The sequence below is a fragment of the Pantoea sp. SM3 genome (assembly GCF_000963995.1).
Classification (GTDB): Bacteria; Pseudomonadota; Gammaproteobacteria; order Enterobacterales; family Enterobacteriaceae; genus Pantoea; species Pantoea rwandensis_B.
Window position 1 is genome coordinate 83566 of sequence record NZ_JZRD01000014.1, and the last position, 25655, is coordinate 109220.

Annotated in this window: 20 protein-coding genes; 5 read left to right on the plus strand and 15 right to left on the minus strand. The window is 54.1% G+C overall.

What is annotated here, in order from left to right; all coding sequences use genetic code 11:
- Nucleotides 1–4: 4 nt before the first annotated feature.
- On the plus strand, nt 5–334 hold the full coding sequence (locus tag VI01_RS09310) for an addiction module antidote protein (RefSeq protein WP_045814909.1): 330 nt from the start codon (nt 5–7) through the stop codon (nt 332–334).
- A gap of 257 nt (nt 335–591) precedes the next feature.
- Here the strand turns inward: VI01_RS09310 and VI01_RS09315 are convergent, their stop codons facing one another.
- The 4 genes from VI01_RS09315 to guaB all read right to left on the minus strand — a co-directional run bounded on the left by VI01_RS09315 (nt 592) and on the right by guaB (nt 7321).
- Nucleotides 592–2544, minus strand: coding sequence for a DUF262 domain-containing protein (locus tag VI01_RS09315; protein ID WP_045814910.1), 1953 nt, complete (start codon nt 2542–2544; stop codon nt 592–594).
- Nucleotides 2541–3821 (minus strand): DUF262 domain-containing protein, encoded by a 1281-nt coding sequence (locus VI01_RS09320; protein ID WP_045814911.1) that lies wholly within the window; start codon nt 3819–3821, stop codon nt 2541–2543. Before VI01_RS09320 ends, VI01_RS09315 begins: the two co-directional genes overlap by 4 nt.
- Nucleotides 3822–4201: 380 nt before the next feature.
- The gene (guaA, locus tag VI01_RS09330; protein ID WP_038645431.1) at nt 4202–5782 is read right to left on the minus strand and encodes a glutamine-hydrolyzing GMP synthase; all 1581 of its coding nucleotides are present in this window, start codon (nt 5780–5782) and stop codon (nt 4202–4204) included.
- 72 nt (nt 5783–5854) lie between these two features.
- Nucleotides 5855–7321 carry an IMP dehydrogenase gene (gene guaB / locus VI01_RS09335; protein ID WP_034825688.1) on the minus strand — a complete coding sequence of 489 codons (1467 nt, stop codon included), beginning with the start codon at nt 7319–7321 and terminating at the stop codon, nt 5855–5857.
- A gap of 169 nt (nt 7322–7490) precedes the next feature.
- On the opposite strand from guaB, the gene xseA reads away from it, so the two are divergent.
- The 4 genes from xseA (at nt 7491) to VI01_RS09355 (ending at nt 10536) form a co-directional block, all read left to right on the plus strand.
- A complete protein-coding gene (gene xseA, locus VI01_RS09340) occupies nt 7491–8864 on the plus strand; it encodes an exodeoxyribonuclease VII large subunit (protein WP_045814913.1) in 1374 nt (457 codons plus the stop codon).
- Nucleotides 8865–8911: 47 nt separating this feature from the next.
- Nucleotides 8912–9925 (plus strand): M4 family metallopeptidase, encoded by a 1014-nt coding sequence (locus tag VI01_RS09345; protein WP_038645425.1) that lies wholly within the window; start codon nt 8912–8914, stop codon nt 9923–9925.
- Nucleotides 9922–10248, plus strand: a complete 327-nt coding sequence (locus tag VI01_RS09350) for a protealysin inhibitor emfourin (RefSeq protein WP_045814914.1) — start codon at nt 9922–9924, stop codon at nt 10246–10248. Before VI01_RS09345 ends, VI01_RS09350 begins: the two co-directional genes overlap by 4 nt.
- 105 nt (nt 10249–10353) lie before the next feature.
- Nucleotides 10354–10536 (plus strand): general stress protein, encoded by a 183-nt coding sequence (locus VI01_RS09355; RefSeq protein WP_045814915.1) that lies wholly within the window; start codon nt 10354–10356, stop codon nt 10534–10536.
- Nucleotides 10537–10627: 91 nt separating this feature from the next.
- Here the strand turns inward: VI01_RS09355 and VI01_RS09360 are convergent, their stop codons facing one another.
- The 11 genes from VI01_RS09360 to pbpC all read right to left on the minus strand — a co-directional run bounded on the left by VI01_RS09360 (nt 10628) and on the right by pbpC (nt 25650).
- Nucleotides 10628–13066, minus strand: coding sequence for a glucose/quinate/shikimate family membrane-bound PQQ-dependent dehydrogenase (locus tag VI01_RS09360; protein WP_045814916.1), 2439 nt, complete (start codon nt 13064–13066; stop codon nt 10628–10630).
- A gap of 421 nt (nt 13067–13487) precedes the next feature.
- Nucleotides 13488–14981, minus strand: coding sequence for a ribosome biogenesis GTPase Der (gene der / locus VI01_RS09365; protein WP_034825679.1), 1494 nt, complete (start codon nt 14979–14981; stop codon nt 13488–13490).
- Nucleotides 14982–15158: 177 nt separating this feature from the next.
- Nucleotides 15159–16340, minus strand: a complete 1182-nt coding sequence (bamB, locus tag VI01_RS09370) for an outer membrane protein assembly factor BamB (protein WP_038645419.1) — start codon at nt 16338–16340, stop codon at nt 15159–15161.
- 19 nt (nt 16341–16359) lie between these two features.
- Nucleotides 16360–16977: a YfgM family protein gene (locus VI01_RS09375; protein WP_045814917.1), complete on the minus strand. Its 618-nt coding sequence runs from the start codon at nt 16975–16977 to the stop codon at nt 16360–16362.
- Nucleotides 16978–17016: 39 nt separating this feature from the next.
- Nucleotides 17017–18291 (minus strand): histidine--tRNA ligase, encoded by a 1275-nt coding sequence (hisS, locus tag VI01_RS09380; protein ID WP_038645415.1) that lies wholly within the window; start codon nt 18289–18291, stop codon nt 17017–17019.
- Nucleotides 18292–18397: 106 nt separating this feature from the next.
- The gene (gene ispG, locus VI01_RS09385) at nt 18398–19519 is read right to left on the minus strand and encodes a flavodoxin-dependent (E)-4-hydroxy-3-methylbut-2-enyl-diphosphate synthase (RefSeq protein ID WP_034825671.1); all 1122 of its coding nucleotides are present in this window, start codon (nt 19517–19519) and stop codon (nt 18398–18400) included.
- Between the two features lie 38 nt (nt 19520–19557).
- A complete protein-coding gene (rodZ, locus tag VI01_RS09390) occupies nt 19558–20574 on the minus strand; it encodes a cytoskeleton protein RodZ (RefSeq protein ID WP_045814918.1) in 1017 nt (338 codons plus the stop codon).
- Complete coding sequence (gene pilW / locus VI01_RS09395; RefSeq protein WP_045814919.1) at nt 20564–21298, minus strand: type IV pilus biogenesis/stability protein PilW; 735 nt, start codon at nt 21296–21298, stop codon at nt 20564–20566. Before pilW ends, rodZ begins: the two co-directional genes overlap by 11 nt.
- Before the next feature lie 76 nt (nt 21299–21374).
- A complete protein-coding gene (locus VI01_RS09400; RefSeq protein ID WP_045814920.1) occupies nt 21375–22544 on the minus strand; it encodes a bifunctional tRNA (adenosine(37)-C2)-methyltransferase TrmG/ribosomal RNA large subunit methyltransferase RlmN in 1170 nt (389 codons plus the stop codon).
- A gap of 186 nt (nt 22545–22730) precedes the next feature.
- Nucleotides 22731–23162, minus strand: a complete 432-nt coding sequence (gene ndk, locus VI01_RS09405) for a nucleoside-diphosphate kinase (protein ID WP_007884899.1) — start codon at nt 23160–23162, stop codon at nt 22731–22733.
- 169 nt (nt 23163–23331) lie between these two features.
- Nucleotides 23332–25650 (minus strand): peptidoglycan glycosyltransferase PbpC, encoded by a 2319-nt coding sequence (gene pbpC, locus VI01_RS09410; protein ID WP_045814921.1) that lies wholly within the window; start codon nt 25648–25650, stop codon nt 23332–23334.
- Nucleotides 25651–25655 lie beyond the last annotated feature (5 nt).

Sequence of the window (25655 nt, forward strand, 5' to 3'; positions counted from 1 at the left end):
CAGCATGACTATCATCAATCAATCTGTACCAAAGAAAACAGCAGTCAGCCACGACGATGCGATGGTAGCAGAGCTGCGAGCAAACCCTGATTACGCTGAAATCTACCTGCAAACAGCATTGGAAGACATCTACGAAGAAGGCGGGATTGCTGCCTTTCTGATCGCCCTTCGCCGGGTTGTTGAAGCCCGAGGTGGCATTAGCGAAATATCTCGCAAGTCCGGATTGTCGCGCCAGCAGTTGTACAAGACACTCTCTGAAAAAGGAAATCCAACGCTCACTACCCTTACAGAGATTACCCGTGCAGCTGGCGTGAGGCTTATCCCTCACCCCTAAAGAAAAAGCCCGCATTTAAGCGGGCTTGATAGGCGATTCAGTTAACGGAAATCATTCCCACCCGATGCTCAATGCCACATTAAAACACTATAAAATCAAAAGAATATCATTTTATTTGCATGTCGATACCACACAAAAATACCATGGTAAGAAAACCTTGAAGCTGTACTGATCGTGTCGTCCGACGCAAAACGCTTTTAGACTGACAACTTGCACTCCACAAGGGACATTCGTCCAAAAGCGGTTATTCAAAGAAGTCAATGCCCCGGGTAGGATCTTCCGCTTGCCTCCACCAGACTTACATCATCACGAAGCAATGTCACCATCTCTTCATGATGTGCTGTTATCTGCTGATCGTCCCAGCTTGTATTTCGAGTGATTTCCGCCATTCTCTTGAGCTTGGGACTTTGAAGTTCAATCGTACCCTTGAAGGTTTCGGCCTTCGCTCTGGGAAGGCTATTGCTGAATTTTGAGTTCGCGCTGACGCTTACGAGCGCAAGGTTGCCAAGCAGGTTAAGGCTAGAACCTGAAACAACCGCGCCCGACTGTTCTTTGTCCGGATGCTGTGGATAAAAGTGCTCAATGGAAGTTCTGAACTGAAATTTGAAATCTCGTTTTGAGGAATCGCTCAACAGAAGATAGTCGAGATACGAAAAGACGATACGGCTGATACCAAACCCTTGTGGTTGCTGATCTTCCTCAAAGGGGAATGTCTCTTTAACCTTGCTGCGGGCATACCCCTTCAACAAATCGGCAAGATCCGCATGTTTCGTGTCTTGAGGGGCTTTAACGGATAGCCAGCGAAGAACTTTGGTAATCCAGTGCATCGTTCGCGGAGAAGTGTAGGTAATCCGAAGCATGGACTGAAGCAGCAATACATCTCGGGTATGTGGGTCAGCACCGCCGTCCTCCTCTAAGTTTCCATTGCTTCCCGAGAAAACATGGATGTACGTCGGGGTTGGCTTCTTGTCCGCGCCGCCTTTCTTCAATCGCTGGAGAGACCAATCGCCATCGTCACCGATGTTCGCCGTGAATTGACGCTTCAAGATGAAGCCATCGAAGAGGTTGCGGCACTTGAGAAGCATGAATGCAAAGCTACGCACCCAATCGGCTTTAGCATCAGGTACATTATTTACGGCGTCGTCAAATGACTTGATGAGACGCTTATCGTCAAGCTGGCCTTCGTCTTCGACCTCATCGCCTTTCATAATTCTTAGAACGTGTAACAGAAAGGCCGGAAACTCAATAGTCGAACGAAACCGCTCGTTGCCCTCGTCTTCAGTGGAATTTGACTCGATCTCTTTAGCGTATTTTGACAACGCCTCATCCAAGGACAACGATACCCCCTCGGAGGATTGCCTTGATGAATTGATGCCGGATTGCGGACGACTTTCCATTAGCGACGCGAAGCTGGTCACCTCCAGCCAGGACCATTCATCGCCAAATACTTTGTTTCGCAAACTGGTGTCACCACGGGTCAGAGACATCTGGACATAAGAATCCATGTCAGCACAGGCATCCCAAACCCACGCGAAGCATTCGCGTTCATATTGATTGGGCAGCTTGCTCATCAGGCGAGCCTTAACTATATCAACCTGCTTGAGTTGCTGCCCACGAGTGTTCATGATCTCGAAGTAGCGATTGAGGTCGGTATTGGATGGCAGCGAGGCACGGACGACAGTCACCTTCGTTAGCAAGAAATCGGAGAATTTTTCGCGTGAGCGATTAAGGGTTTCATTTTGTTTGAAGAACTGATTGATGATGCTGTAGCCTTCATGGATGCCAGCATCTGCATTACTCGTGGAGCCCTGCGGTCGGACGTGCTCCTTAGCCGCCTCCTGTGCTACTCGCCGCAGGGCTTCCGCTGCCCGTGAGCGCGACTCATATTGCAAGTGGCCTGCATGGCCAACCGACGGCTTCTCACCCTCACCGTCTTGCTCCAGGAAGGTCAGAAGCAGATAGAGGGTTGTAAGTCGTTGTTGTCCATCTATGACCTCGAACTCGTCCTCTCTACCCCGCTTGATTACAACAAGGTTCCCAAGAAAATAGCCGCCCTGGCCCCCAACCACCGAGTCTTGAATATCGCTGATGAGTTGCTCAATCTGTTCGGCCCGCCAAGCATAGTTCCGTTGATAAATAGGAATCAGATAATTGCCCGTGAATAGCTTGCCTACTGTTAGCAGTTCGGGTTTCAACTCCTTCTTGCTCATTGCAGCCCCTTGATAAAAGCAACGAGTTCCTTTTCGTGGTTATCGTTGTATGGCTGACTTGCTATTGGAAGTTTGCGGACAACACTTCCAGTCATCGCATTGCGTAGCAAAACAAAAGGCGATTTATTTGCATCGTTTTTACCTCGCGCTCGGTTGTCAGCAGATACAAATTGCACACGAAGTAATTCGACCCGCAAGGCATATGCCCATGCGAATAACCTATTTCGCACTTCATCCACATCTTCATCGCCAAACTTGTTTGTATAGCAAAGCAGCGCGGCAATGAACAATTCGTACACGTAGCGGTAGCGACTTTGAGATGGGCCAAAGTTTTTGAAACCTCTGTCGATAACCTCTTTTTCCAATATCTTCAATTCGTCAAGCATGAATGTCACCATCTCGAAAAATGAGCGCCCAGCGATTATCGGGGCATCAAGCTGAAAGCGGCTGCGCCCGGCATTTCGTGCATCATGTGTAGAGGACACTGCCCATGCACTTAGAAGTGGCATAGCGGCTTGTGCTGCAAGGTGATATCGCAGATTTGGCGAAAATGATCTGGGGGATCGTGATGAAATTCCCTTGAACATGCCGATGTCCCGAATAGCAAATTCGAGCGAGCTTTCGCCTCGTGACCACTTGGATATCCGGTATAAAAAAGTAGAAAAAAGCCTGTCCAGATCCTCATCTTTTACGGCTTCCCAAGCCTCAACGACAGCCACTTTCATAGCAGCGGACTCATCGTACATTTCGCGCAGGTGGTGTGCTTTGAGTAAATCGTGAGGGGCAAGCGGTTTGCCGCGATAGTTCTGGGAATCAAAGACACGAAATGCCTCATCAATATCGTCCGTCACAATGCGCACCAACTGACATTTGTGACAGATAAAATCCAAAAACTCTTTTTTATCTTCCAAATGCGACAGGCGCCTTTGAAGCTCCATCCAAACAAGGGAGACAGGGGTTTCGCTGTTACCAGACACCGAAATCTGATGATTTATCGGATCTAAGGCCGCAAGAATCATTCGCAAAGTCAGCAGACGTTGCTGTCCGTCGACTACATTGAGATACTCACCATCATCGTGAAGAATGATTGCACCCAAAACATAGGGAATCTTTTTTCGTTCGGTATCTTGAAGAGCTTCGCTGAGATCATCCACCAGTTGTAGAGCGGTTGTTACTTCCCAACTGTATGGGCGTTGATAGTTCGGTATCCGAAGGCCTTGCTTGAGTAGTTCATCCACGGTGACTGCACTAACACCGTGCTCTCCGTTAATCGCCATTGCTATGTTCCGTCATTGAAGCTTTTCTATTTTCTCAGCGTGTTTTCCGCAAACTTTATTCACCCATATGGAGACTTCGATTCCGAGCGGCGGCTGTCTTGTTCACAATTTCGATCACGAGGTGCTCCTCTGGCACATATTTAAGGATCTGGAGGTTTGGGTCGAGAGAGCTGTTCTGACCAAAAGCGGGCATCGATCGCATCAGCACAGCACTGCACCGGGTTGTCGATACCATGGCATTTGCTGATACGGTCACATGGTATTTGCTATATCTTCGATTCAGCGCCGGCCTTATACCATGAAAAATGCCATTGATAATGTAGTTAATATCATCAATGGCACTCACTAAATAGATTAAAACAATAGGTTAAATAATAGCCTCATTCCCACTCAATCGTGGCCGGTGGCTTACCAGAGATATCGTAAACCACGCGAGAAATGCCGTTCACTTCGTTGATGATGCGGTTGGAGACACGGCCGAGGAAATCGTACGGCAGGTGTGCCCAGTGCGCGGTCATGAAGTCGATGGTTTCTACTGCACGCAGTGAAACAACCCAATCATATTTACGACCGTCGCCCATTACGCCAACAGAGCGCACTGGCAGGAACACGGTGAAGGCCTGGCTAACTTTGTTGTACAGGTCAGCTTTATGCAGTTCTTCGATGAAGATGGCATCCGCACGACGCAGCAGGTCGCAGTACTCTTTCTTCACTTCGCCGAGGACACGCACGCCCAAACCTGGACCTGGGAACGGATGGCGATACAGCATGGCGTATGGCAGACCCAGTTCCAGACCTATCTTACGCACTTCGTCTTTGAACAGCTCTTTTAGCGGCTCAACCAGGCCCATCTTCATCTCTTTCGGCAGACCGCCCACGTTGTGGTGCGATTTGATCACGTGTGCCTTGCCGGTAGCAGAAGCAGCAGACTCGATCACGTCTGGATAGATGGTGCCTTGTGCCAGCCATTTCACGTCAGTCAACTTCAGCGCTTCTTCGTCGAACACTTCCACGAACACGCGGCCGATAATCTTACGCTTGGCTTCTGGATCGTTCTCGCCCGCCAGTGCGTCAAGGAAACGATTCTCAGCGGCAACGTGAACGATGTTCAGACCAAAGTGGTCGCCAAACATGTCCATGACCTGCTCAGCTTCGTTCAAACGCAGCAAGCCGTTATCTACGAACACACAGGTCAGACGATCGCCGATGGCACGGTGCAGCAGCATCGCGGTGACAGAGGAATCCACGCCACCTGACAGGCCCAGGATCACTTTGTCCTGACCGACCTGCTCACGAATACGCTCTACCGCATCTTCGATGATCTTAGCTGGGGTCCACAGTGCTTCACAGCCGCAGATGTCACGGATGAAGCGCTCCAGCATGCGCAGGCCCTGACGGGTATGCGTCACTTCTGGGTGGAACTGCACGCCGTAGAATTTCTTCTCTTCGTTAGCCATGATGGCGAACGGACAGGTTTCGGTGCTGGCAACCGTTTCAAAACCTGCTGGGATGGCGGTCACTTTGTCACCGTGGCTCATCCACACGTCCAGCAACGGTTTGCCGGCAGCGCTGATGGCGTCTTCGATGTCACGCACCAGTGCGCTCTGGGTCAGCACTTCAACCTGCGCATATCCAAACTCACGCTCGTTGGAGCCTTCAACCTTGCCGCCCAACTGCATTGCCATGGTCTGCATGCCGTAGCACACGCCCAGCACCGGTACGCCAGCATTGAACACGTATTCTGGTGCACGTGGGCTGTTCAGCTCAGTGGTGCTTTCCGGGCCACCAGAAAGGATGATGCCGTTTGGATTGAAGCTACGAATCTGCTCTTCGGTGACATCCCACGCCCAGAGTTCGCAGTAGACGCCCAGCTCACGCACGCGGCGCGCGACCAGCTGCGTATACTGAGAACCAAAATCGAGGATCAAAATGCGATGTTTATGAATATTTTCAGTCGTCATTGAGGCGTTTCCATTGGGATGGACTTAATAATAAAAGCGCCCGGCAGGTGCCGGGCGTTGAATCTTACGGGATTATGAACCCATGCGGTAGTTCGGTGACTCTTTGGTGATGGTCACATCATGCACGTGGCTTTCGTTGATACCTGCGCCACTGATGCGCACGAACTCGGCTTTAGTACGCAGATCGTTGATGGTTGGGCAACCGGTCAGGCCCATGCAAGAGCGCAGACCGCCCATTTGCTGGTGCACGATCTCTTTCAGACGGCCTTTGTACGCTACGCGACCTTCGATACCTTCTGGTACCAGTTTGTCAGCCGCGTTATCGGTCTGGAAGTAACGGTCAGATGAGCCTTTAGACATCGCGCCCAGTGAACCCATACCACGGTAAGATTTGAACGAACGGCCCTGATACAGCTCGATTTCGCCTGGAGATTCTTCAGTGCCCGCCAGCATAGAACCGACCATCACCGCGGCCGCGCCTGCGGCGATCGCTTTGGCGATGTCACCTGAGAAACGAATACCACCATCAGCCACAACCGGGATACCGGTGCCTTCCAGCGCAGCAACCGCATCAGAAACGGCGGTGATCTGTGGTACACCTACGCCAGTCACGATACGCGTGGTGCAGATTGAGCCAGGGCCGATACCCACTTTCACCGCGCTCACGCCCGCTTCGGCCAGTGCCAATGCACCTGCACCGGTCGCCACGTTGCCACCGATGATGTCCAGGTCTGGATACTTCGCACGGGTTTCACGGATACGCTGCAGAACGCCTTCAGAGTGACCGTGAGAAGAGTCGATCAGCAGAACGTCAACGCCCGCAGCAACCAGCGCGTCAACACGCTCTTCGTTACCTGCGCCCGCACCAACCGCAGCACCCACACGCAGACGGCCTTCCGCATCTTTACAGGCGTTAGGTTTACGCTCTGCTTTCTGGAAATCTTTAACGGTAATCATGCCCAGCAGATGGAAGCTATCATCCACAACCAGCGCTTTCTCAACACGTTTTTCGTGCATTTTCTGCAGTACGATGTCGCGCGCTTCACCCTCTTTAACGGTGACCAGACGCTCTTTCGGCGTCATCACAGCGGAAACTGGCAGGCTCAGGTCCGTCACAAAACGCACGTCACGACCGGTGATGATACCGACCAGTTCGTTGTCGGTGTTCACAACCGGATAACCCGCAAAGCCGTTGCGCTCGGTCAGCTCTTGCACTGCCGCCAGCGTGGTGGTTGGCAGCACAGTTTGCGGATCGGTCACTACGCCACTTTCGTGTTTTTTCACTTTGCGAACTTCATCCGCCTGGCGCTCAATCGACATGTTTTTGTGGATAAAGCCCAGACCACCTTCCTGCGCCAGTGCAATTGCCAGACCGGCTTCGGTCACGGTGTCCATAGCAGCAGACAGCATAGGGATGTTCAGACGGATGTTTTTCGTCAGTTGGGTGCTGAGATCAGCGGTGTTCGGTAAGACAGTGGAGTGAGCTGGAACGAGCAGAACGTCGTCAAAAGTGAGGGCTTCTTTAGTGATTCTTAGCATTGCAATATCTCCACCTGGGGACGATTAAAACAGATAAAATATTGCCGCGGCATTATACAGGCCGAAATCGATTGCCTCCAGTGTTTTTTAGGAAAAAGTCTTGATCCTTCGGGTGAGCAATGTAGTATCGGTTGATTAACCCTCTGATTTAAAATTTGATCTACATCACATGTCGCTACCGCCAACCGCCAATATTTTTACTGTCAGCCGCCTGAATACCACGGTGCGCCAACTGCTGGAAAATGAGATGGGCCTGGTGTGGCTCAGCGCTGAGATCTCAAATTTTAGCCAGCCCTCTTCCGGTCACTGGTACTTCACCTTAAAGGATGATGGCGCACAAGTTCGCTGCGCGATGTTCCGAAACAGCAACCGCCGCGTCACCTTCCGTCCCCAGCATGGTCAGCAAGTTTTGGTGCGCGCCAGCATTACGCTGTATGAACCGCGTGGCGACTATCAACTGATTATCGAAAGCATGCATCCAGCGGGTGAAGGCTTGTTGCAGCAGCAGTTCGAACAGCTAAAAGCACGTTTGGCGGCAGAGGGGTTGTTCGATCAGCAGTTCAAACAGCCGCTGCCCGATCCGGCACGTCAGGTTGGCGTCATCACCTCCGCGACCGGCGCGGCGCTGCATGACGTGCTGCGCGTGCTGCATCGCCGCGATCCTTCGCTGCCCGTGATTATCTATCCCACGCCAGTGCAAGGTGTCGATGCGCCCGCAGCCATCGTGCGTGCCATTGAACTGGCGAACCAGCGTGATGAGTGTGACGTGCTGATTGTCGGCCGTGGCGGCGGCTCGCTGGAGGATTTGTGGAGTTTTAACGATGAGCGCGTGGCGCGTGCTATTTTTGCCAGTCGCCTGCCGATCGTCAGTGCCGTCGGCCACGAGACAGACGTCACCATCGCCGACTTTGTCGCCGATCTGCGCGCCCCTACCCCATCTGCGGCGGCAGAAGTCGTGAGCCGCAATCAGATCGAACTGCTGCGCCGTTTGCAGTCACAGCAGCAGCGTATGGAAATGGCAATGGATTTCTACATTGCAGAGCAGCAACGCCGTTTTACCCGCCTACAACATCGTTTGCAGCAGCAACATCCACAGTTGCGTCTGGCACGCCAGCAAACCACACTGTTCCAGTTGCAACGTCGCCTCGGTGAAGCGATGGATCAGCGCCTGCGCGTGGCTAATCGCCAGCAGGATCGTATGTTACAGCGCCTCAATAATCAGCAACCGCAGGGCCGCATCCTGCGTGCACAGCAGCAGATGCAGCAATGGCAGTATCGCCTGCAACAGGGCATGGAGAAGCAGCTGAATCACAATCGTCAGCGCTTTGGTAATCTGGCCGCGCAACTGGAGGGCGTCAGTCCGCTCGCCACACTGGCTCGCGGGTTTAGCGTGACCACGGATACGCAAGGCCAACTGGTGAAGAAAACCCAGCAATTGCATAAAGGTGATTTACTGCGCACCCGCCTCGATGACGGCTGGGTGGAAAGCCAGGTGACCGCACTTGAACCGCAGAAATCACGCCCCCGTAAAGCACGCTCCTAGCTGAAAAACTATACTTCTGGCATGTTCCCTCACGGCCAGGAGTTAATATGACCTACAGCGTTATTCCTCCGTATATTCTTCGCAATATTATTGACCATTGTTCGGGTGCGCCGCAGGAGTCTGCTCGCCGCACCCTAACCCATGTTCAGCAACTGATGGCTGAACACAACCATAAAGCGGCCAGCGCGGCCACCTCACAGCCCGGAACCGTGCTGCGTGCCATCTATGATGCTGAAAATATGCAAAATCTGCCCGGCACCTTGATCCGCGATGAAGGCCAGCCGGGCAATGGCGATGTGGCGGCTGAAGAAGCCTGGAATTATCTCGGCATCACCTACGATTTCTACTGGCAAATCTTCAAGCGCAATTCACTGGATAACAAAGGCCTGAAGCTGGATGGCACCGTGCATTACGGCAAGGAGTATCAGAACGCCTTCTGGAACGGTCAGCAGATGGTATTTGGTGACGGCGATGGCGAGATCTTTAATCGCTTCACTATTGCGCTGGATGTGGTGGCGCATGAACTCACCCATGGCGTGACGGAAAACGAAGCGGGACTGGTTTACTTCCAGCAATCCGGTGCATTGAATGAATCGATGTCTGATGTGTTTGGCTCGCTGGTGAAGCAGTTCCACCTGCAGCAAACGGCCGATCAGGCTGACTGGTTGATTGGTGAGGGCTTGTTAGCAGCCGGCATTAAGGGGCGTGGGCTGCGCTCGATGTCCGCACCAGGCACGGCTTACGATGATCCGAAACTCGGCAAAGACCCGCAACCGGCGGATATGGATCATTACATAGAGACACGTGATGACAACGGCGGTGTCCATCTCAACTCAGGCATTCCAAATCGCGCTTTTTATCTCGCCGCGAAGGCGTTAGGCGGCTTTGCCTGGGAGCTGGCGGGTCATGCCTGGTATGACACGCTCTGCGACAAGACGCTGCCGCAGGATGCCGACTTCAGTACCTTTGCCCGTTTCACCATTGAACATGGTGGCAAGCGATTTAACCGCTCGGTGGCGGAAGCAATTCAATCCGCCTGGCAACAGGTAGGCGTAACGTGAATATTCAACTGACTGATGACGCCATTATCGAACTGGCGCGTGAAGGCGGCATTGCTTTTATCCCCAACCTGCGAGGCGAGCGCCGCTTTACTCTGGCACAACTGCCAGAACCGCAAAAACAGCGGGTGTGTAACGTGCTGGAGCAGGCATTACCGTTGGGGGAACCGGAAGATCAGGCGGCGAATCTTGGACGCGGCGATCAGCGTTATTTTCGTATTCAAATCACCTATGCCACCCATCATGAAGCGGGCTCTATCGTGATTTTGATTCCTGAAACCGCAGCCTCGCCTGAATTAGAAGCACTTTGGCGCGACGGCCAGTGAAGAACTCGGAGATCTCCCAAGGCAACCTGTAACTTACTGACTATAATCATTAATGTGGCTAGCTAGTCCACGTCGAAGAAAACACCCTTAGATGAGGTCTTTGCTATGACACAAAAAAAGCAACGAGGTGGTGCCGGGAACTTTGCAGAGGACCCGGAGCGCGCCAGGGAAGCCGGCAGTGCTGGCGGCAAAGTCAGTGGGGGTAATTTCAGAAACGATCCTGAAAGAGCCAGGGAAGCTGGAAGAAAAGGAGGTCAAAAAAGCCGTCGCCCCTCCAAGCAGCAGTGAATAAGGTACCTTAAGGAGTGAAGTACGCCACGGAAGGTTAAAAAAAAAAAAAGGCCGACATCATGATGTCGGCCTTTCTTCTTACTGAGGCTTACTTGCTGTCTGGCAGCGCGTAAGCAATCACGTAATCACCACGGTCTGGTGACTGACGTGCGCCACCTGCGGAGATCAGGATGTACTGTTTGCCATTTTTCGGCGAAACGTAGCTGATTGGGCCACCCTGGCTGCCGACTGGCAGACGTGCTTTCCACACTTCTTTACCGGTTGAGCTATCGAAAGCGCGCAGATAGTAATCCTGCGTACCGGCGATGAACACCAGGCCACCCTGAGTTGCTAAGGTGCCACCCAGCGTTGGCATGCCGATTGGCATTTGTGCACGCATCTTAATACCGAATGGACCGGTATCCTGCACAGTACCGACTGGCACCTGCCACACGATCTGACGGGTTTTCATGTCGATGGCTGACAAGGTACCGAACGGCGGCGCCTGACACGGAATGCCCAGCGGAGACATGAAGCGGTTTTTGTTAACAGCGTAAGGGGTGCCTTTCAACGGAACGGCGCCCATACCCGTGTTGATCGCTTCACCGCCATTGCTGGCTGCATCTTTGCTGGTGTCCTGAGGAATCATCTGCACCCACAGGCCCAGACGCATGTCGTTGACGAACATGTACTGGTTGTTCGGGTCAAACGAGATGCTGCCCCAGTTCATACCACCCAGTGAACCTGGGAAGCTGAGTGACTTGTCAGTATCCGGAACGGTGAACAGGCCATCGTAACGCATGCCTTTGAAGGCAATACGGCACACCAGCTGATCGAACGGCGTTGCACCCCACATGTCAGACTCGTTCAGTTTCTGATTGCCAATGTTTGGCATCTCCACTGAGTGCGGCTGCGTTTTGGTATACTGCTCGTTCGGGATGTGGCCCTGCGGCATTGGCTGCTCTTCAACTTTGGTCAAAGGCTTGCCGGTCAGACGGTCCAACACCCAAATCATACCGGTTTTTGCACCGATAACGACGGCAGGCTTAGTGGTGCCATCCTTCATTGGGAAGTCGACCAGGCTCGGCTGCATTGGCAGGTCGAAGTCCCACAGATCGTTATGTACGGTCTGATAAACCCATTTTTGCTTACCGGTAGTCGCATCCAGCGCCAGAATTGATGCGCCGTAGGTGTGATCCAGTTTGGTACGATTCGCACCCCACAGATCCACCGACGAGCTACCCATTGGCAGGAACACAGTGTTCATCGCCGGGTCGTAGGACATCGGTGCCCATGAGTTCGGGGTACTACGGGTGTAGTCTTTGCCCGGCATCAGGATGGCATTCGGGTCATCATTGCCTGGGTCAAACGCCCAACGCATTTGACCGGTGATGACGTCAAAGCCGCGCAGTACGCCGCCAGGCATATCGGTCTGGACGTTATCTGCCACACGACCCCCAACCACCACGGTGGTACCGGCCAGCTGTGGTGCAGACGTCAGCTGATACTGCGGATCGGGCGCTTTACCCAGACCTTTTTTCAGGTCAACCACACCGTGGTCGCCGAAGTTTTCACAGAACTCACCGTTGTCAGCATTGATAGCGATCAGACGCGCATCGATGGTGTTCATCAGAATACGACGCTGACAGGTATCACCTGCCGCCAGCACTGGCGCAGGAACCGGTGTTGAGCCCGGCTGGCTTGGCTGCTGTACCGGTTTGGTCGCATCGAAATACGCCAGACCACGGCAGCGGTTCCACACTTCAGCCTGTGCGTTGATTTCACGCTTCCAGATCTGCTTACCGGTATCCGCTGCAACCGCAATCACGTTGTTGTGTGGGGTGCAAAGGTAAAGGGTGTTGCCCACCTGCAGCGGGGTTTGCTGATCTTCCGCGCCGTTACCGGTTGGGCTGATTGGGGTATCGCCAGTGTGGAAGGTCCAGGCAACCTGGAGATCTTTGACGTTGTCACGGGTGATCTGGTCGATCGCCGCAAAACGGTCACCTTCAGGCGTACGGCCGTAGCTGCTCCAGTCTTGCTGTGGCTTAGACTTGTCGACAGGAATCAGCGGCAGTTGTTTGCCGTCGAACGCGACGGTTGGGTGCGGCTGGAACATCTGCACGAAAGTGACCACCATGCCGACGGCGATGACCGCTGAGAGCACATAAGAAACTTTGGCCAGAGAGTTTTTGCCTTCGCGTTTACGCAGCGCTGGCCAGGTCAGGAAGGCCAGCAGCATCAGGCCCGCAGGTACCATCAGGCGTGAAACCAACTGCCAGAAATGGAAGCCCGCATCGAACAGCGCCCAAATCAGGGTGCCAACGAAGACCAGAATAAACAGGGTCACGGCGGATGATTTGCGGCGGAAGAACTGAATCGCCGACAGCAACATCACAATACCGGAAATGAGGAAGTACCAGCTGCCGCCCAGAGCGACCAACTTGCCACCGCCGATCGCGAAGAACAGACCGACAGCCAGCAGGACCAGCCCGAACAATACAGACCAGATACTCAACCCTTTGCAGGGACGAGCGGAATTTTCTGCCATAACAAAAACTCTCCTGAAAAAAATAACGCGCTGGTGCCGGCTAACAGGCTGTAGCCGGTAACAATGCTCCTGCCAACGATGGGGGACAGGAACCAATCCGTTACGCTTTATTTTATATCTATTGGTACGGGTGCAATGCCCGTAATTCGGCGCTTGTGAGCAAGGACACATCGCAGGTAAGAGTGATTCTCGCTACAAGGCGGCAGGATTGTACCACCTGGTTCATTAGAAAGTGAACATCCATAACGAAGGAGTTACTGGGCAATAGCATTTTTGCTACAAAACCAGTCATAAGTTATTAATAAATATGAGGCTGAATCAAAGTGTAATTTTTGATGTTAAGAAGAAGTCAGAGTGGGATATGTCGCTGGAATCGTGCGGTGAGGGCGAAAAAAAGGGCCGCATCAGGGCCCTCTTCAGATTAACGCTTGTTCTTCTTCAGATGCGACATCAGTCGCTGGCGTTTGCGCTGCTGCGTCGGTGTCAGCAGGTTACGTTTGCCCGCGTACGGGTTGTCGCCTTCTTTAAACTGAATGCGAATCGGTGTACCCATCACGTTGAGTGAACGACGGAAGTAGTTCATCAGGTAACGTTTGTAGGAGTCGGGCAGGTCCTTCACCTGATTACCGTGAATCACCACGATCGGTGGGTTGTAACCACCGGCATGGGCATACTTCAGCTTCACGCGGCGACCACGCACCAGCGGCGGCTGATGGTCGTCAGAAGCCATAGTCATGATGCGCGTCAGCATCGCGGTGCCGACACGTTTGGTCGAGCAGTCGTAAGCTTCGGTCACGGATTCAAACAGGTTACCTACGCCACTGCCGTGCAGCGCCGAGATAAAGTGAATGCGCGCGAAATCGATAAAGCCCAGACGGAAGTCCAGCATCTCTTTCACTTCATCACGCGCTTCCTGCGTCATGCCATCCCACTTGTTGACCACGATCACCAATGAGCGACCGCTGTTCAGGATAAAGCCGAGCAGTGAGAGATCCTGATCGGAAATGCCTTCACGTGCATCAATCACCAGCATCACCACGTTGGCATCTTCAATGGCCTGCAGCGTTTTGATGACAGAGAATTTCTCTACGGTTTCAGTGATTTTTCCGCGTTTACGCACACCCGCGGTATCAATCAACACATACTCGCGCTCGTCACGTTCCATTGGAATGTAGATGCTGTCACGCGTGGTGCCCGGCATGTCGAAAACTACGACGCGGTCTTCACCCAGGATGCGGTTAGTCAGCGTTGACTTGCCGACGTTAGGACGGCCAACGATAGCCAGTTTGATCGGCAATGTGGTTGGGTCGAAGTTTTCTTCTTCCTCTTCCGCCAGCGCCTTCTCGTCCTCTTCTTCTTCTAACGCGGCCCAGTAAGCGGCGTTTTCTTCTTCTTCCGTCAACTCCACTTCTGGAACGGCTTCTTCCATCCATGGCAGCAACGCAGCTTCAAGCAGGTTGTTCACACCGCGACCGTGCGAAGCCGCAATCGGATGAATGTCACCCAAGCCCAGCGCATAGAAATCCAGCACGGCGGCATCAGGATCGAGACCGTCAGTTTTGTTCGCCACCAGGAAGGTGGCTTTTTCGCGCGAACGCAGGTGATTGGCGATCTGTTGATCGGCCGGCATCACACCCGCACGCGCATCCACCAGGAACAGCACCACATCCGCTTCTTCAATCGCCAGCAGCGATTGTTCTGCCATGCGGTTTTCGACGCCTTCCTCGGTGCCATCAATACCGCCGGTATCAATAACAATGAATTCGCGCCCTTCCACTTCGGCGCGACCATATTTGCGATCGCGAGTCAGTCCAGGAAAATCCGCTACCAGCGCATCACGAGTGCGCGTTAAGCGGTTAAATAGCGTAGATTTTCCCACATTGGGACGCCCAACCAGCGCGACCACAGGTACCATAACACTTGCCTCAGTTTTAAAAATAAATCGCCCGAATGGCGTGATTATAACGACATTTGCCAGAAGGCGTCAGGCTGAAGGCGCTAAGAATACCATGCCTGACTAAAAACGAAACGGCCCCTGACGAATCAGGAGCCGTATTAGCGAGCAGGAAGCCGGTTCCTGCAAAGCCTAATCTTAACGAGTGATGGCGTAAACTTCGCCGCCCTTCGCCTGGATCAGCAGCTTGTCACCCGCAACCACCGGGTCAGTCTGGAAGCCATCGCTGTCCAGTTTCTGCTGCGCAACAAAGCGCCCGTCCAGGGTGTTGATCCAGTGCACATAGCCTTCGCTATCGCCGACCACCAGATAACCGTTAAACAGCGCTGGTGAAGTCAGGTTGCGATGCAGCAGATCGCTCTGACGCCAGATGGCCACGCCACCGTCGGCATTGAGGGCAATCACACGGTCATCCTGATCGACCAGGTAAATACGACCCGCATCAACCACCATGTCTTTCACGCCGCCGATTTCGCGTTTCCACAGAATCTGGCCTGAACGCAGTTCCAGCGCGGTCAGATTGCCGTTGTAAGCCAGCGCGTAGATCACACCGTTAACCACAACTGGCGTCGTATCCACATCGCTCAGACGATCAATCTCTGTTGCGCCGCTTGGCTGCGAAATACGCTGCTGCCAAATCAACTGCCCCTGGTTCATGATCACTGCGCTCACGCGGCCATTGTCACCACCGACAATCGCACCACCGAATGCCACGGTCGGCGCAGATTCACCGCGCAGTGACAGCGCAGGCATATCGAGGTTCACGCTCCACTTGATCGCGCCAGTGCTCTGGTCCAGCCCCTGCAACATACCGTTGCTGGTGTGGATCAGCACCAGGCCATCGCTCACGACTGGACGCGACAACGCTTCACCGGCGACTTTCGTCTGCCAGGCGATGCTGCCATCGCTATTGTTCAGTGCAAAGACCTGGCCGCGCTCGCTGCCGATATAGATGCGATCGCTGGTAGCGGTGATGCCGCCAGAGAGAAGAGCTGAGATGTTTTTCGAGAAGAAGCCGGTTTTCTCAGAGAGATCGACTTTCCATTTCTCTTTACCGTTGCTGGCATCCAGGGCTTTTACTACGCCAAAGCGGTCGGCCGCATAGACGGTGCCGTCCTGCCAGGCCGGATGCAGATTGGAATAGAAATCGCCAACGCCATCACCCACAGAGGTGCTCCAGGCAGTCTGTGGCGTAAACTGGTTTTCCACTTTCGGCAGCGGAGCCATTTTTACTACATCTTCTTCGCCGCTGAACAGCGAGCAACCGCTGAGCAGAGTGACTGAAATCAGCCCTGGCAGCAGGTATTTACGTAATTCCATGTGCGCTCTCTTGACTGGCTTAACTTAAGTTATTCATCTTCATCTGCAGCATTTGCTTCAACGCAGGAGAGGCCTGCGATTCAGCACCTTTGCTCCAGGCATCACGTGCGCCCTGCTTGTCGCCTTTGCTCAGCAGTGCTTCGCCACGAATGTCCGCAATAATGGCTGTCCAGCCATCACCCTTAACATTGTTAAGGGTTGAAAGTGCGGCATCGGCCTGATTTTGCTGCAGTTGAATGCGCGCCAGACGCAGGTTAATCACCGCCTGCAGGTTGGCATCTTTGGTATCTTTCAGCCCGCTCTGAAGCAGCGTAATGGCTTTATCTAACTGATTCGCTTCAACGTACTGTTTCGCTAAATCGAGCGAAGCCAGTGCGCCATAAGTGTTGTTATTTTCATTGGCAAAGGCGGCAACCGCTTCCAGCGTTTGCGGCTTGTCCGCCTGCATCGCGGTGGTCAGTTGTTGATACTGTGCCGACGCAGCTTTATCCGCACCATCCTGATGACTGGTCCAGAAACGCCAGCCACCCAGTGCAGCAATGCCGATGATCACACCCACAGCCAGCGCTTTGCCGTTATTCGCAAAGAACTGACGCAGTGCGTCAACCTGTTCGTTTTCGTTGCTGTAAACTTCCACGCAATCCCTCTCCTTTAAATGGCTGTTGCAGTGCTGCGTTTACTGCAGCAGCGTGCGCAATGTCGCAGCGGCTTCGCTTTGGGCAACGGTTTGTTGATCGCCAGTGCTCAGGTTTTTAATCACCACCTGGCCCGCTTTCACTTCGTCTTCGCCCAGCACCAGCGCAATGCGTGCGCCCCACTTGTCTGCACGGCCAAACTGCTTCTTGAAGTTACCACCACCGAAGTTGGTCATCAGCTTCAGCGCCGGATCTGCATCACGCAGTTTTTCCGCCAGTTGCATCGCGGCGGACTGAACGCCCTGCCCCGAAGCGATAACATAGACATCAACAATGCGCGTCGGTTCAAATTCTGGATTAACCGCTTGAACCAGCAATACCAAACGCTCAAGACCCATGGCAAAACCGACCGCTGGCGTAGCGCGACCACCCAGCTGTTCAACCAGACCATCGTAGCGTCCACCGGCACAGACGGTGCCCTGTGAACCTAAGCTGTTGGTCACCCACTCAAACACGGTGCGGTTGTAGTAATCGAGGCCACGCACCAGACGCTGGTTCACGGTGTAAGCAATACCCGCGTCATTCAGCAGGCTGCACAGCCCGTCGAAGTGCGCGCGTGAGTCTTCATCGAGATATTCATTCAGCGTCGGCGCATCGTTCAGCAACAGCTGGATGTCAGGATTTTTGCTGTCGAGTACACGCAACGGATTGCTATACATACGACGTTTGCAATCTTCATCCAGTTTGTCTTTATGCTGCTCAAGGAAGGCCACCAGCGCATCGCGGTAGTTTGCGCGTGCTTCCAGTGAACCAATAGAGTTGAGTTCGAGACTCACGTGTTCAGCGATACCTAACGCTTTCCACCAGCGCGCGGTCATCATAATCAGTTCAGCATCGATGTCCGGGCCTTGCAGACCAAACACTTCCGCACCAATCTGATGGAACTGGCGGTAACGGCCTTTCTGCGGACGCTCATAGCGGAACATCGGACCGATGTACCACAAACGCTGTTCCTGATTGTACAGCAGACCATGCTCAATACCGGCGCGCACACAGCCCGCCGTGCCTTCCGGACGCAGGGTCAGACTTTCACCGTTGCGGTCGTCAAAGGTGTACATCTCTTTTTCAACCACATCGGTGACTTCACCGATAGCGCGTTTAAACAGCGGGGTCTGCTCTACAATCGGCAAACGGATTTCACTAAAGCCATAACTGGCCAGCACCTGCTTCAGGGTGCCCTCAATACGCTGCCAAATCGCGGTGTCCGCCGGCAGGTAGTCGTTCATCCCACGGATCGCTTGAATATTCTTCGCCACGTTAGAATCTCTTAATACAAAAAAACCTGTCCGGCATCATACCTTATGAGGATGAAACCGCACAGGTTCAATCACAAACTGGCGCGCGGCGGGCGCGCACCGTCCTTTATTTTTCCAGCTGCTGCACGTTAATGCGGCGGCTTTCATCCAGCATGCTGGCCTTGGCACGAATACGTGCTTCCAGCTGGTCGATCATGTTGTCGTTATCGAGGCGATCGCGCTGGCGCACGCCGTCTTCATAGAAACCACTTTTGCGGCTGCCGCCGGTCACGCCCATGGTGGAAACCGTGGCTTCGCCAGGACCGTTCACCACACAACCAATAATCGAGATATCCATTGGCGTGATGATGTCTTCGAGACGTTCTTCCAGCGCATTCACCGTGCCGATCACATCAAATTCCTGACGTGAACAGGTTGGGCAGGCAATAAAGTTAATGCCGCGAGAGCGAATGCGCAGCGATTTCAGAATGTCGTAACCGACCTTGACTTCTTCCACCGGATCCGCCGCCAAAGAGATGCGCAGCGTATCGCCGATCCCTTCCGCCAGCAGCAAGCCCAGGCCGATCGCTGATTTTACTGAACCGGCGCGCGCGCCACCCGCTTCGGTAATACCGAGATGCAGTGGCTGATCGATAGCTTTTGCCAGCAGACGATAGGATTCAACGGCAAGGAATACGTCAGAGGCTTTTACACTCACTTTGAACTGATCAAAGTTGAGGCGATCAAGGTGATCAACATGGCGCATCGCGGATTCGAGCAGCGCCTGTGGCGTTGGCTCACCGTATTTTTCCTGCAGATCTTTTTCCAGTGAACCGGCATTCACGCCGATACGAATAGGAATGTTGTAATGGCGGGCACAATCCACTACCTGGCGGATACGCTCATTGTTACCGATATTGCCGGGGTTGATGCGCAGGCAATCGACGCCATATTCGGCGACTTTCAGTGCGATACGATAGTCAAAATGAATGTCCGCCACCAGCGGCACATTGACCTGTTGCTTAATCAGTTTGAACGCTTCCGCCGCATCCATGGTTGGAACAGAGACGCGCACGATATCGACACCGACACGCTCAAGCTGGCGAATCTGGTTAACCGTGGCGTCCACATCCGTGGTGCGGGTGTTGGTCATTGACTGAACGGCAATGGGCGCGCCATCACCAACCGGCACCTTGCCGACGTAAATCCGTGTTGATTTGCGACGGATAATGGGTGCTTCGTTATGCATATTCTCTCTCCACAATTACCCGGAAAGCGCGCTGCGCGTTATTGCGCACCCAGCGTCAGACGGGCAACCTGGTTATTACGGATAAAACGACTTAAATCAACGGGCTGATTCTGATATTGCACGTCAACCGCACTCGGTGCGCCAATTTTCAGACGATACGGAGCCGTTCCGGACAAGCTGAGCTTACCGCCGCTACGTTGCAATCCGCTGAACAGCTTCTTGCCAGTGGCGTCGGTGACTTCCAGCCAGCAATCGGCTTTGAAATTCATCACAACCGCATTTGGGTCGCCCGCAGGCTGACTGACCGCCGCGTTGCTGGTCGGCATTTGACCTGCCGGTACACTGTTGGCAGGTGCCGGAGAGGTGGCTGCTGGCGGTGCGTTATCGATCGGTGCCTGGCTCGGCGAAACCACGGCGTTATCGCTGCTGGTCGCAGGCGCAGTGGTGTTGGCTGCCGAAGCGGCGTTGTTGCTGGTACTCGGTGTCGCAACCGCACCGGCACCGTTATCCACCGGCGTACCGGCGGCATTGGTATCACTGTCGGTCGCGCTGTCAGTGCTGTTTTCACCCAGCGGAATAGACTGACTGTTATCGTTGCTGCTGCCATTCTGGTCAGCCATTGAGACCAGATCGGCCTGCGAGGCTTTATGATTTTGCCACCACCACGCGCCGGTCAGACCGATGACGACAAAAATCACCAACCAGGTGAAAATCATCAACCAGCCATCACGCTTTTTACGCCGCTTACCTAACGAGAAGCTCTGCATTGGCTCAATTTTGGCCGCGCGCACGGGAGCCTGCTTCGCCATCATCGGCAACAGGTCATCTTCCGGCACATGCACCAGACGAGCATAAGAACGAATGTAACCGCGCAAGAACGTCGAAGCTAAATCAGCTGGCGACTTATCTTCTTCAATGTCTCGTACGGTAGAAAGTTTCAGGCACAGGCGTTCAGCGACATTTTGCTGAGTCAGCCCCATCTGCTCACGGGCCAGACGCAGGCGTTCACCTGTGGAATGTACTGCAGAATTCTCTTGAGTGGCTTCAGTATTCATTAGCTAAATAACGCTGGTACTGTATCGATTGTGGAAAACTTCGCGCCAACCGGTCGCCATAACGTGTAACGTCAGCAGCGTTTCCCTGTTGCGCGGCGAAACGTATTTGTAACCACTGGCTCTCTGCCGTTGCGGGCAAACGCTGGTGGTACACTTCTAATAGCAGCGGAACCGCCATGCGATCCTGCTGTTCAAGCCGCCTTTCCACTTCCAAAAGCAGTTGACTGCCCTGCTCCGGTGCGGCAATCAGCGCGTTGCTCAAAGACTCGCGCGCTGAGGCACTCTCTCCAGCCTGCAGGTAACAATAGCCCGAAAACAGAAATGCATCCTGACGAGCTTCGATTTCCTGTGCAGCCATCGCCAGCTTAAACTGTTGATGCGCTTCGCCATACTGCCTTAAACCGCAAAGAAACGCACCGTAATTGTTAGCGATGTAGCCATTCGCTGGCGCTAACTGCTGGGCGCGTTGGTAGTGCCAATGGGTCTGCGCGCTATTCTGCTGCGCCTGTGCCAGCCGTGCAAGCGCCAACGGCACACGATAATCTCGCGGTGCTGCCCGCTCAGCGCGCAATAAATTACGCTGTGCTGCAGCAAAATCTTTCACCGCCAGGTAGTGCAACCCTAGCTGTAGCCTGATATCCGCAGCACCTTGCTGAACCGGCGGGTTGACACAACCGGTTACAACAAAGCCCGCCAACACCACTGCCGATAATCCTTTGTGCATTTCAGTCTCTCCCTCTGACATCGAGCGGAGAGACTGGCATGGCTTACGCCCGGTGGGTATCACCAGGCACTGTGTTTCAGAGCGCCTTCACAGAGATGGCTTCACCGGCCATCTTCTTACGCAAGGTGCGCTTGGTACGGTCGATAACATCCCCCGCTAACTGACCACAAGCCGCATCAATATCGTCGCCACGCGTTTTACGCACAATGGTGGTGAAACCGTAATCCATCAGCACTTTGGAGAAGCGATCGATACGACTGTTTGAGCTGCGGCCATAAGGCGCGCCTGGGAACGGGTTCCATGGAATCAGGTTAATTTTGCACGGCGTTTCTTTCAGCAGTGCAGCCAGTTCGTGCGCATTGTCGGTGCTGTCATTGATGTGATCCAGCATCACATACTCAATGGTCACGCGGCCCTGATTGGCGTTCGATTTCCCAATGTAGCGTTTAACCGCCGCGAGGAAGGTTTCGATGTTGTACTTTTTGTTGATCGGCACAATTTCGTCACGGATGGCATCGTTCGGCGCATGCAGTGAAATCGCCAGCGCCACGTCGATCATATCGCCCAGTTTATCCAGCGCCGGCACGACACCCGAGGTTGACAGCGTCACGCGACGTTTAGACAAACCAAAACCGAAGTCGTCCAGCATGATGTCCATCGCTGGTACCACGTTGTTGAGGTTGAGCAATGGCTCGCCCATGCCCATCATCACCACGTTGGTGATCGGACGCTGGCCGGTAATTTTCGCCGCGCCGATAATTTTCGCCGCGCGCCATACCTGACCAATGATTTCGGAAACGCGCAGGTTACGGTTGAAGCCCTGCTGCGCAGTCGAACAGAATTTGCACTCCAGCGCACAGCCTACCTGTGAGGAGACGCACAGTGTTGCACGGTCAGCTTCCGGGATATACACGGTTTCGACCAGCTGATCGCCCACGCGAATCGCCCACTTGATGGTGCCATCGCTGGAACGCATCTCTTCCGCCACTTCCGGCGCACGGATTTCAGCGCGTTGCATCAATTTGCCACGCAGCACTTTGTTGATATCAGTCATCTGCTCGAAATCATCACAGCAGTAGTGGTACATCCACTTCATGACCTGATCGGCGCGGAACGGCTTTTCACCCATCTCTAAAAAGAATTCGCGCATCTGCTGACGGTTAAGATCCAGCAGGTTAATTTTTTCGTTTTTTGGGGAAACAACCACGGAGGAAGCGGACGACGGCGTCACAATCTGTTCGGACATAATGTTCTCTGGCCTCGTTGTTACACGTTACGGCTCTGGTTAAGAATAGGAAAAAATAGCGCCCTCGCTGAGACGGGCTCAACAAGGGCGCATTATTGTACTACATCTGCTGCATGATGCCAGGGGAACGACTTTACCGATGTTGAAAAGGTGTAAAGACGTTTATCCGCATCGGCAGCAACGCACTTAGCGAGTGCGTGGGCAAACTTCGTTTTCAGCGAAGAAGTAAGCGATTTCGCGTGCAGCAGATTCAGCTGAGTCAGAACCGTGGGTCGCGTTCTCAGTGAAGCTGTCAGCGTAGTCAGCACGCAGAGTACCGGCCAGCGCGTTGTCTGGGTTGGTTGCACCCATCAGGTCACGGTGACGCTGAACGGCGTTTTCGCCTTCCAGAACAGAAACAACAACGGGACCAGAAGTCATGAACTCAACCAGACCATCGAAGAATGGACGGCCTTTGTGCTCAGCGTAGAAACCTTCAGCCTGCTCTTTGGTCAGGTGCAGCATTTTCGCGCCAACGATTTTGAAGCCTGCGCTTTCAAAACGGTTGTAGATAGCACCAATCACGTTCTTAGCGACGGCGTTTGGTTTAACGATTGAGAAAGTACGTTCGATTGCCATGATGACCTCTAGTTAGCATCCTGAAGAAACCGGGAACTCGCTCCCGGTAAGAAAACGCGCCGATTATAGGGACATCATCGGGCGTTGCCTATTGCCGATTGGTGGAATTATCGAAAATAATTGATTTTTGTCGGGGCGAACACGCGCAGAATCTGGCATACGCGGCTATTTAACCCCGAATAAATGAGACGGATGCCAGTTGACCCGATTCATCCATGACCACCAGTTGATACTGGCCCGGTTCACTGAGGACCAGCGCCGCACTGTTTTGCCCCGCTTGCTGTTCGACCGGCTGCCCGTTCAAAAACCACCAGCGCTGCGATCCCCTTCCGCCCTGTACGGCAACCGGCAGCACCAATACCACTTTGCCCGGCAACGGCTGCACGCGTTGCCCCTGAATCACGCCGGTGATTAAGAGCGGTGGCGCGCTGCCCTGATTTAAGGGTGGGCAGCGAGAATCGACCGGCGGCAGGCGCTGCTCGCGGCGCTCAGACAGCGGCAGCAAGGGTTCCAGCGGCAGTGGCCACATCAGACTCTCCTGGCTCTGTGCGCCGGGGCAATCTGCCGCCACACGTAAGCCCTGAAGGTTGACCCAATAACGTTGACGTAAACCATTCACACCTTCCTGACCGGGTGCCAGCAGTGTGGGTGGCACAGTTCGGTTCAGTATCCAGCTCTGGCGACGCTGGCGACAGTTATCGTCACCCACTGGCAAGGGTTGGCCTCCGGGCCAGCAAATGCTCATGGCGCTGACTGAATCCGGCCGCGGATCGCGCGGCGCAGCGCGCACTGACATATGCCCCGCCAGCAGATTATTGACCTGGTTCATCACCGGTACCGCAGAAGCAAAACCAAACTGACCGGCAACCGGTGTGGCATCCGGTCTGCCAACCCACACGCCGATTAAATAGCGGGGCGTAATGCCAATCGTCCATGCATCGCGGTAGCCATAACTGGTGCCGGTTTTCCAGGCCAGCGGTGCAATATCCGGAACGGCGCCTGATGGCTGAGCTTCTCCAGCCAGAATGCGCCGCACAATCCAGGCTGCGCCCGGCGAAAGCAGTGGCCGCTCTTGCAATGGCTGATTGGGCAGCCAGCGCAGCTGCGCGGCACTCCCCTGACGGGCAAAAGCGCTATATGCCGCGACAATCTCATCCAGCTGCGCACCCGTGCCGCCGAGCACCAGTGAAAGATTGGGTTCGGCCCCTGCCGGAAAGCGCAGATTCAATCCAACGTTACGCAGACGCGCCGCCACCGTTTTCGGGCCAAGCGCATCCAGAAGTTGGACTGCAGGTAAATTCAGTGAACGCTCCAGCGCCTCGCTGGCACTTACCGGGCCGTGAAAACCGGCGTCAAAATTACCGGGACGGTAATCACCAAAACGGCGTGGCACATCCTGCAGCAGTGATTCACCGTGGATCAGCCCCTCATCCAGCGCCATGCCGTAAACAAAAGGTTTCAACACCGATCCGGGGGATCGCACGCTGGAGATCATATCGACATGCCCAAAGCGACTGTCGTCATTGAAGGACACTGAGCCAACATAGCCGCGCACTTTCATGCTGCGGTGATCCACCACCAGCAACGCCAGCGAAGTGCGCGGTGGCAGCTGGTTTTTTAGCGATGACGCCAGACTTTCCAGCTCGCGCTGCAGCGACACATCAATGGTCGAACGAATTTTGTTGTCGGGTGAGAGCGACAACAGGCGACGCGCCAGCAACGGTGCCATTTGTGGAACCTGACGCGGCGGTAGCCACACCGCTTCCTGTTTGATCTCCGCTACATCCTGCGCTGACCACACCTGATACTCTGCCAGTCGATCCAGCACTTTATTGCGCGCCACTTCCGCACGTTGCGGCCAGCGATCCGGGCGCAGACGGCTTGGTGCCTGTGGCAGCACGGCGAGCAACGCTGCCTCACCTTTGGTGAGCTGAGACGGCGGCTTACCCAGCCACATCCAGCTTGCTGCGCCAATGCCTTCCACCGTGCCGCCAAACGGCGCCCGATTGAGATAGAGTGTGAGAATGTCGCGCTTGGATAAGTGCCACTCCAGCTGTAGCGCTCGCCAGGCCTGCACCACCTTGCCACGCAGCGTACGCGGTTGTGGATCGATCAACCGCGCTACCTGCATGGTCAGCGTACTGCCACCTGAGACGATGCCGTGATGCAGCAGGTTTTGCCCGATGGCACGCACAATCGCCATCGGATTGATACCGGGATGGTGCCAGAACCAACGGTCTTCGTAAGTCAGCAGCGCCTGAATATACTCGGGTGAAACCTCTTCAAGCGTCACCGGATAGCGCCAGATGCCTTGCTTGTCGGCAAAACGCCATAGCGGCGTGCCATCCTCAGCGACCACCACGCGCGCAGGTTGCACTTCCTGCAGCGGCAGGGGATCGAGTCGATCCAGTAGCCCTATACCGACGAGCATCAGCAGTAAAAAAAGCGGCAGCCAGCGCCACCGCTTCCATGCGTAACCTTTTTTCATTACCG